Source organism: Fibrobacterota bacterium (assembly GCA_019509785.1).
In the GTDB taxonomy this organism is placed as follows: domain Bacteria; phylum Fibrobacterota; class Fibrobacteria; order UBA11236; family UBA11236; genus Chersky-265.
On record JAEKLQ010000004.1, the window covers coordinates 1 to 7,890 of the forward strand.

General features: G+C 57.9%; 8 protein-coding genes. 3 read left to right on the forward strand and 5 right to left on the reverse strand.

Annotation, left to right across the window (positions count from 1 at the left end):
* Positions 1 to 46 precede the first annotated feature (46 nt).
* Together JF616_00115 and JF616_00120 are read left to right on the forward strand one after the other, a co-directional pair.
* Positions 47 to 613: a hypothetical protein gene (locus JF616_00115; protein ID MBW8886132.1), complete on the forward strand. Its 567-nt coding sequence runs from the start codon at positions 47 to 49 to the stop codon at positions 611 to 613.
* Positions 614 to 815: 202 nt separating this feature from the next.
* Positions 816 to 1,532 (forward strand): nucleotidyl transferase AbiEii/AbiGii toxin family protein, encoded by a 717-nt coding sequence (locus tag JF616_00120; GenBank protein ID MBW8886133.1) that lies wholly within the window; start codon positions 816 to 818, stop codon positions 1,530 to 1,532.
* A 458-nt stretch (positions 1,533 to 1,990) separates the two neighbouring features.
* Here JF616_00120 and JF616_00125 read toward each other — a convergent pair whose 3' ends face one another.
* The 4 genes from JF616_00125 to JF616_00140 form a co-directional block, all read right to left on the reverse strand.
* Complete coding sequence (locus JF616_00125; protein MBW8886134.1) at positions 1,991 to 2,491, reverse strand: DinB family protein; 501 nt, start codon at positions 2,489 to 2,491, stop codon at positions 1,991 to 1,993.
* Positions 2,488 to 2,934 (reverse strand): SRPBCC domain-containing protein, encoded by a 447-nt coding sequence (locus JF616_00130; GenBank protein ID MBW8886135.1) that lies wholly within the window; start codon positions 2,932 to 2,934, stop codon positions 2,488 to 2,490. The genes JF616_00125 and JF616_00130 overlap by 4 nt, the downstream gene beginning before the upstream one ends.
* Positions 2,935 to 2,984: 50 nt before the next feature.
* Positions 2,985 to 3,314 (reverse strand): winged helix-turn-helix transcriptional regulator, encoded by a 330-nt coding sequence (locus tag JF616_00135; GenBank protein MBW8886136.1) that lies wholly within the window; start codon positions 3,312 to 3,314, stop codon positions 2,985 to 2,987.
* A 96-nt stretch (positions 3,315 to 3,410) separates the two neighbouring features.
* Positions 3,411 to 5,543: a hypothetical protein gene (locus tag JF616_00140; GenBank protein MBW8886137.1), complete on the reverse strand. Its 2,133-nt coding sequence runs from the start codon at positions 5,541 to 5,543 to the stop codon at positions 3,411 to 3,413.
* Between the two features lie 122 nt (positions 5,544 to 5,665).
* On the opposite strand from JF616_00140, the gene JF616_00145 reads away from it, so the two are divergent.
* Complete coding sequence (locus JF616_00145) at positions 5,666 to 5,980, forward strand: hypothetical protein (GenBank protein MBW8886138.1); 315 nt, start codon at positions 5,666 to 5,668, stop codon at positions 5,978 to 5,980.
* An 81-nt stretch (positions 5,981 to 6,061) separates the two neighbouring features.
* Here JF616_00145 and JF616_00150 read toward each other — a convergent pair whose 3' ends face one another.
* Entirely contained in the window at positions 6,062 to 7,636 is a 1,575-nt protein-coding gene (locus tag JF616_00150; protein ID MBW8886139.1) for a hypothetical protein, read from the reverse strand.
* Positions 7,637 to 7,890 lie beyond the last annotated feature (254 nt).

Below are 7,890 nucleotides of genomic sequence, written 5' to 3' on the forward strand. Positions count from 1 at the left end.
AAGAAATACGTATGCAAAAAGCATCATATTATGTAGGCTTTTGCATATGAAAAGACGAGCCCGTTGGACCTTGTGGTTGGAGGGGACGCCGGCGTCGGGCCGTGTCACCTTCACCTTAGAGGAGGCGGCGCGTCGGGCTTCCGCAGAACATAGGACCGTGAGTCAGGCTCTGCGACGGGCCTCCAAAGATGGATGGGTGACCCTGATCCATCGGGGCCTTTATGCCTGGGTCGCTCCGGAATACCGACGCGACAAAGTTCCCCCGTTCTATTGGGTGATCCAAGCGTGGATGGATTTCGTGAAGACGCCCTATTATGTCGGTTTGCTTTCGGCGGCCTCCCTGCATGGATCGGCACAGCAGGCGCCCATGGAATATCAGGTTCTTACCAAACACCAGGTCAGGAATACCGGATATGGGCGTACCCGGGTCCGATTCGTAGTCCGGAAAAATTGGACCCAATCAGGGCTCCTGGAGAAGAAGCAAGGCTACTGGGGAATTCACTCCGGGAGAAAAAACTGGAACAGGCCCTGGAAGGTGAGGCGACGCCGGTTCTGCAAAGGCTGGGTTGGCTTTTGGGCCACCTCGGTTTTCCAAAGAGGTGCGATCAGGTAGCGGCGATCCTGGCAGGCCGGGGCATTGAAAAGAAGGTGAAACTGGATTCGAGGGATAAGCGAAGTGGACCTCTGGATGAACGGTTCCAATTGTGGGTCAACTATATGCCGGAGGTGGAAGGATGATTGAGGCGGGCCACCTTATCGCTTGGAGGAATGTTGTCCCTTGGGCGGATCCGGTACACGTGGAACAAGACCTGGTATTGTCCCGCGCCTTGGTGGAATTGTTCCACCAAGCACCCATCGCTGATTCCTGCACGTTGCGCGGCGGAACCGCGCTCAACAAGCTCATTTTCAAACCCGCAGCCCGATATTCGGAAGACATCGATCTGGTTCAGGAAACCGCTGGTCCAATCGGCCCGATTCTCGACGCCGCTCGGGATGCGATCAGCCCTTGGCTGGGCAAGCCGAAAGTGGAAAGGCTCAAGCGGGGTACGACGGTCGTCTGGAAATTCGAGACGACCACACAACCGGTCAAGATGAGCCGGCTCAAGCTGGAAATCAATACCCGCGAACATGGATGGGTGGGAACCTCGAAGAAAATGTCCTTCAAGGTGGAGAATACCTGGTACACCGGCGAGGCGGACGTTCCGACGCTTGATCTGGAAGTGCTTCTGGCCACCAAGCTGCGAGCGCTTTATCAACGGCGCAAGGGTCGGGACCTATTCGATCTCCATGTTTCGGTAAACCGGTTTCCCGCCCTTGATCTGCGGCGCGTGCTGTCAGGTTTCCGCACCGTGATGGAGAAGGAAGGGCACCCGGTCAGTTGGAGGGAATTCGAGATCAACCTTAATGACAAGGTTGAATATCCAGGTTTCAAGGAGGACATTCAACCCTTACTGGCCGAGGGCGCCTTCGATCCCGCTCCTGCCTGGGCGGACCTCGCCCCTCGCCTGCAAGCTGCCTGGGAGCCGGAGTGATTCGCTCCCTGGTTGACCGACACGTTCGCCAAGCCGCTCCACGATCTCGCAGACACCGTCTGCAAAATCCTCGCTAAATCATATGCCTGTAATTCATTTACCGCTATTCCAAGCATATGACTCATGAAGTCTCGTGATGGGCGTGGCAGGATAAAATTCCCATGCCTCGGGCTGCGCATACGGTTGTCGCGTCCTTCGCTTGCGCGAAGGCCGCGCCAATCCTCGTTCCTTTCCCCTCCATCCCGTTCCCGGGATTCCGAGGGCGCTCCGGATACCCCGGGGGGCCTCACGTGCCGCTCGGCGCCTGTCGCTACGCGCCAGGGGGAGGGGGGAGTCCGGTCTGCGCCCGGACAACGGAATGATCCTGAAGAAGTTCGTATTCGATTAATCGGGCGAAAAGGAAGCCGTAATGCGGCAGCCATCACCCGCAAACCCCGCTTCGCCCGCAATCGGCGGAACTAGAGGTGGCTTAAGATGTTCTTCAGCTGCCGCACATGACGCTTGCTATGCGCAGTCAGGAAGCGGATCCACTCCTGCGCCGTCAATTCCCCGAATCCGATGACTTCGAATTCCGGGCAAGTAAAGGATAGGTCATGCTCGTTCACGTAGGCGGCGATCCCGTCCGCCGCGTTCCGTAAGCCCTCCAATAATTCCCTTCCCGAAATCCTGCCCGTCGAAGGAACGATGAATTCCGGGGGTTGGTATTTCGTGGTGAAATCCAGGAATACGGAATCGATTTGCGAGGCCTTTTCGTCCGCCAGCCGCTGGGAGGGAATGGCCTGGACCTTTGGTAAATCGATCGCCCGGTAGGATTTCAGGAGATGCTCCCCTAACTGCCCCGCCGTCCAGCTTCCCGGAAAGGGGACCTGGTTTATCCGCGCATCGTCCAAAGGCTCCAGCAGGGAAAGCAGTTCATTCTTGATGGCCACGAGGTCCGAAAGCTCTTCTTGCTGGGTCATTTTTCCGCCCGCGCCTTCAACCGGCTATGGGTGAATTTCCAGATGAGCGGGAACCCGGCCTTGTGCTCCTCCTTCAGTAATCCCAGGGCGATGTGGTGGAATTTGATCAGGGTTTCGCCATCCACCTGGCTCAGCCGGTATTGGATATTCGAAACCGTGGGATAGGACATCATCAAGGGACCGGAGATTTCGAGCAAGGTCGAGCGCTTGATGGCTTGGACGTGGCCCCAGCAATGGCCATCGTTATTGCCGAGGTCCCGGTACCAACGTCCGCCGGGCCATGCTTCGAGTATCATGGGAAGCGGCTTGCCCGTTTCCAATTCCTGGTGCGGCCCGATTTCCTCGAGGATGGCCGCGAAGGTGGCGTCCAACGAGGCGCGCACGCGGATTTCCTCGGTGAAGCTCGTGGTCAGGTTTTCTACGGATTGTTCTTTCGTGATCATGTTTCCTCCTTGATGAAATCATTTTTCGGATCAGTGAAGACAGGCTCGCCTCAGGCTTGGCCTTTGCCTTCGGCGCGTTCCTTGATGCGCAGCAACTTATGATGCCAGTACCGCTGGAAACCGCCCGCCCAGTCATGAAGGGGACGGATGGCTTCGGCGTTGGTTCTGTAAAGCATTTGCCTCCCCTCGCGGCGGACCCGGACCAAATCCACGTCCCGCAGGACGCGCAAGTGTTTCGAAACGGAAGGCTGCTCCAGCCCCAACAGATCGACGATGTCCCCGACCGGCCGCTCTTGGCTGGCCAGGAGTTCGAGGATTTCCCTACGGCGGGATTCCGCGATGGCGTTGAAAATATCCGACGTGGTAGCTGCCCTGGACATAGGGGATAATATATATGCCGATATGGGAATATGTCAAGACCCAGTCTGGAGGGGGCATTGGGCTCCGCGCCTATCCCACTTGCGCCAAGCGGAGTCTTATAAAGGAATCTTGATGGCCCGGCTGATCCCGCCGACCTCGAACCGCAGGAAATAGATCCCGGGGGCGCGGGATCGATCCGACAAAGGCAATTCCCATTCTCCCGGCTGCCGGAACCCATCCGCAAGCAACCAGGCCTTCCCACGTAGGTCGCGCAATTCCAGCCGGATCCGGGCCGGGGCCTTCACCGAGATCAGGAGCGCGGGGCCGGAAGCGCCGCGAACCACCCGGATATCGCCGGGGCCGGAAAGCCCTTGCGGGCCCGGAAGCAACCGGGTGGGGATCAATTCGGCCAGGGGCCGGCTCCATACGCTTGCGCCGTAAGTGCCCGCATAGAGGGACTGGTCCATGATGGCCAGGGCGGTAACCCGGGTCGTGACGCCTAAGCCCTGGTTGACGGCCGTCCAATTCGCCCCTTGATCCGCGGAAACGAAAACGCCATCGGTGTCGCTGGCCGCGAAGAGGATCGCGCCGCTGGATGCTAAAGTGGTAAAGCGGCGGTGATTCCCGTCGACCAGGGTCCAGCTATCGCCGTGATCGGGGGAACGGTACACGCCGGTTTTGCCGGCGGCGTACAAGCCATCCCCGCTTTCCGCCAAGGCGAGGAATGGGCCGGGGGGATTCGCCTGCGGGGAAGTCAAATCCAAGCCGCCATCCTCGGAGCGATAGAATCCGCTCCGATCAGCCAAATACACGTACTTCCCTGCAAGCAGCAGATCGGCAGGATCATCCGAGGAGGCGAGGGTCCCGGCCAAGTTCTGCACGCAAGGCCAAGTGCTCCCGCCGTCCCTGGAGATCAATACGCAACCCCGGTCGCTCGCCACGATCCCCATCTCCGTGGCAATGGCGTCCTTCATGGGAGAAGAACCTTGCGTATAAATGGTCGTGTTCTGCTTCCAATCCGCGCCGCCGTCGTGGGAAATCCATAACCAATTATTCTGGGCGAAAGCGAAAATGGAATCGCCACGCACCGCCAGAGCCGAAACCGCGTCGGTGCGATCGTAGTCCGGGGTGATATTCGACCAGGTCGCGCCTTTATCCCCGGTCGCGTAAACCCCATGATGGCCCCAATGCGTGCCGATGAAGAGGCGGTTCGCGCCGATGGCGAAGTTGGTGATTTCCATGGCCGCGGGCGAGGCCGGGGCGAAATGCTTCCCGCCGTCGGTGGAACGGAAGCCTCCCAGTCCCTGGGTGCCGGCGAACAGGGTATCGCCTCGGGCGATGAAGGAAAAGTAGTCGGCCATTCCGCCCACACGCGCCCATGTATCGCCGCTATCCTTCGAATGGAACAGGCTGGAATCGCTGGCCGCGTACAATCCCGATCCATCGGCGACGATGGAAGTCAGGTAAGCGGTAAGGTGGGACGACCAGTCCTCCCAGGTCTTCCCGTTGTCGGAAGAACGGTAGGTCAGGCTTCCCGAGGATCCGAAAAGGAGCCGGCCCAAGGGAGTAATGCTGCTCATGATGGGGAAGGGCGGGGGCCTCGGCGGATAGGTCTGAGGCGGAGGCTGAGGCCCGGACCAGAGGTAGGTCCATGAGCCCGTGGATCCGCTATCGGCCGAACGGAAGAGGCCCTGGGAGGTGACGCCGTAGAGATTGCCGCCTTGGACGGCGAGCTGGTTGATTTGCCAGTTTGGGACGGTATCGCCCAGGCGCGCGGATAGATCATTGACGTGGGCCCAGGTATCGCCGCTGTCGCCGGAGCGGAAAAGGTTTTGTTTCGATCCCGCGATCACGAAATGCCCCAGGGAAACCAGGCTTCCCGAATAGATCCAATCCGCCGAATCCTGGCTCGTCGCCGCATGCAAGACCTGAGACCAGGTCGCCCCTTGATCGGAAGACCGGTAAACGCCGGCCGGGCCGGTCGCGAACAAACGGGTTCCGCTTGCGACGAAGGAGACGGGATGGAAACCGGGAGCGACGCAATTCCAGGTCGCGCCCGCATCCGCGGATTTCCACAGGCCCGCCGCGCCTGCGACGTAGACCGTCTTCCCGGTTCGATAGAGAGGAGCGATCATCCCTCCCGATGGCCCAATCGGCTTCCAATCCGCGTGGACGTCACCGAGGGCCAGGAGCAAGAGGCCGGTGGTTAAGGCGCGGGTCGCGTCCGCAAGCATTTTTCGTGGTTGCATGATCCAAAGATACGCCATTCCGCCCTTTTTTAAGGGGGCTTTCGAAAGAGGCTTGCAAAACATTACACCTTAAGGTATAATATGGAAATGGATCGCTTGACGATACCGAATAGGAGAGGATTATGAAATTCATTTTGATATCCCGGCATACCGGCGGCAGGAAAGTCCCTGAAAACGAAACTGATCAAAACCTGAAGGATTTGACGGAATGGATGGGCCTGCTCAAGGCCGAAATAGCCATGCCGACTAGGGACGGAAAAAGCGTGACTTCGAAGAAAGTCGAAGAATACCAAGGGGAGGTCGGCGGGGTGATCATCTTCGAGGCTGAAAACGTGGATCGGGCCATTGCGCTGGCCCAGAGATCGCCGGGATTGAAATACGGCTGGACGCACGATATCTTCCCGGAAATCTCGCTGAGTCAAGCCGCCCAGAAGTGAATGGCGACGACAGGCTGCCTGGGCGCCTGAAAGGCGCCTTGCACTCGGGGCGCGAAGCGCGCCTTCGCATCCCTGGCGCGTCTACGCCTTTTTTTCCTCCGGTTTGACGCCCGTCATACGCGGGCCTCCGCCTCCGCCCCGCAGCTTGACCAAGGTGGTCAATAAATCGAACCAGAACGGCGCGCCGAACGATACGGCCAACGCGGTTAGGAGGATGCCGACGATTCCGGATTTCAGTTTGCGGAAGAATTCGCCGATGCAGGTGAGCCATGATCCGCTGGCATGGGACTTTTCCGCCTTCCACTTCGTCTCCAATTCCTTGAGAGCCAAGCCGGCAGCACCGGCCGCGTCCGCAACCTTTTGCCTATCGGTTATGGCCCTCGATTCCAAGGCGGACATTTGCCTTTTCCAAAGAATGCCAAGCGAGTCGGTATTTTTGACGCCGGGATCGTTTCCCTTTGGGGTATTCGTTGACGCGGTTGCCGAATCATGCGCAACACCCGCGTTCACCCCGTTCATCCGTTCCCTGAGCTCGGCGCGGTACTCCCAAGCGGATTTCAGGGAATCGAAAGTTTTCTTGATCAGGATTTGCGGGTCGTACTTTTTCCCCGCCACTACGCGCAAGGAATCAAACGTGGCCTTGTATTGGGCGGAATCCAAAGGAGGCGTTTTCTTGGTGAAGTGCCAGCCGAAAACATGGGCCGTATCCAGACCTTTGATTTCGGTTTTGATTAACCCCGACACCCGCGCCTGGAGCGTATCCAAAGGCTGTTTAACGGTGTCGGCCCCCGACAACTTTTCCTTGTAAGCCGGGGATAGCCCATCGAAACCCGCCGCCTGGGCGGTGACGATTTGACGAGCCGTGGAATTGTACATGAAGTATTGGAATAGCCGGATCGAATCCGCGTAGAAGAACAGGGCGATGAGCAAGCCCCACCAGAACAAGGATCTGCCGGCGTCCCGCTTATACCAACCGGTGGCCCGATCCATGGTCTCCTCGTACCATTTCGCCAACAGCTCCCTTAATTTCCGTTCACGCGCTGCCGGCAATCCATCCGGTCCCGCAACCGCCGAAGGCGAGTGGAACGCTTCCCGGATAAAGGTTCTCATTACTTCCTGCACGCTCGCGGGAATATTCTTCAGGTTGGCCAACTCCGGGTATTTCGCGTCTTGTAAGTACTGTCTGACATCGCATATATCGAGCAACGCCGTTACGAAGGTTTCTTTGCTGATATAGGACGGCTTTTTGGAATCCTCCGGGCCCAGGTATTTAATCAGGCTATTTTCGAAAAAGGCATCGGCCAAGGCGTAATCTTTGGACAAATCCGCGGCGGCTTTCGGCGCGCCATCGGCCGCCACGGCGGTTTTATTATTCGAAGCGGCGATTTTGCGATGCCTCATCAGCGGGAAGCTGATGGGAAAGGTAAAGAGTTTCAAACCGCTTTTCAGGAAATCCCGGATTTCCGAAACTATGCCCGGCAATTTGCTGGTCGCCTTGTCATCCGACAACATCCTCCGGATGGCCTTGACCAAAAAGACGGCGCGCGTATCCAGGTATTGGGATTGGATTTCATGCAGAAGGGAAGCCAATGCGCTCAGGCTCGCGAAAACGAAAACCATGCAGACGATGGCTTCCAGGAACGGGGAGTTTATCAATGGGCCTCCGGATATTTTCGGTCCTTCAGGGTAGCAAAATGATTCATATTTTGTCTCATGCAAAATGCGCATAGCCAAAAGCCATGAACCGTCCCGGCAATCTGCTCGAGCATTTATGCGAAAAATTGAAATTGGAGACTAACAAAAGAATGCTTGTCCGGTTATGCTGCATAGGCATTACGTCCCTTATACTTGGGTGCGGAAGTCCGATATTTCTTTCCCCCGCCGCGAACGTAAAACCAGGGGAATACCTG

What these genes read in the sequence shown, in the direction of transcription:
- JF616_00115 (MBW8886132.1), top strand. Translation starts at nt 47, where the DNA reads ATGAAAAGACGAGCCCGTTGGACCTTGTGGTTGGAGGGGACGCCGGCG.
- JF616_00125 (MBW8886134.1), bottom strand. Translation starts at nt 2,491, where the DNA reads ATGACCCAGCAAGAAGAGCTTTCGGACCTCGTGGCCATCAAGAATGAA.
- JF616_00130 (MBW8886135.1), bottom strand. Translation starts at nt 2,934, where the DNA reads ATGATCACGAAAGAACAATCCGTAGAAAACCTGACCACGAGCTTCACC.
- JF616_00135 (MBW8886136.1), bottom strand. Translation starts at nt 3,314, where the DNA reads ATGTCCAGGGCAGCTACCACGTCGGATATTTTCAACGCCATCGCGGAA.
- JF616_00140 (MBW8886137.1), bottom strand. Translation starts at nt 5,543, where the DNA reads ATGCAACCACGAAAAATGCTTGCGGACGCGACCCGCGCCTTAACCACC.
- JF616_00145 (MBW8886138.1), top strand. Translation starts at nt 5,666, where the DNA reads ATGAAATTCATTTTGATATCCCGGCATACCGGCGGCAGGAAAGTCCCT.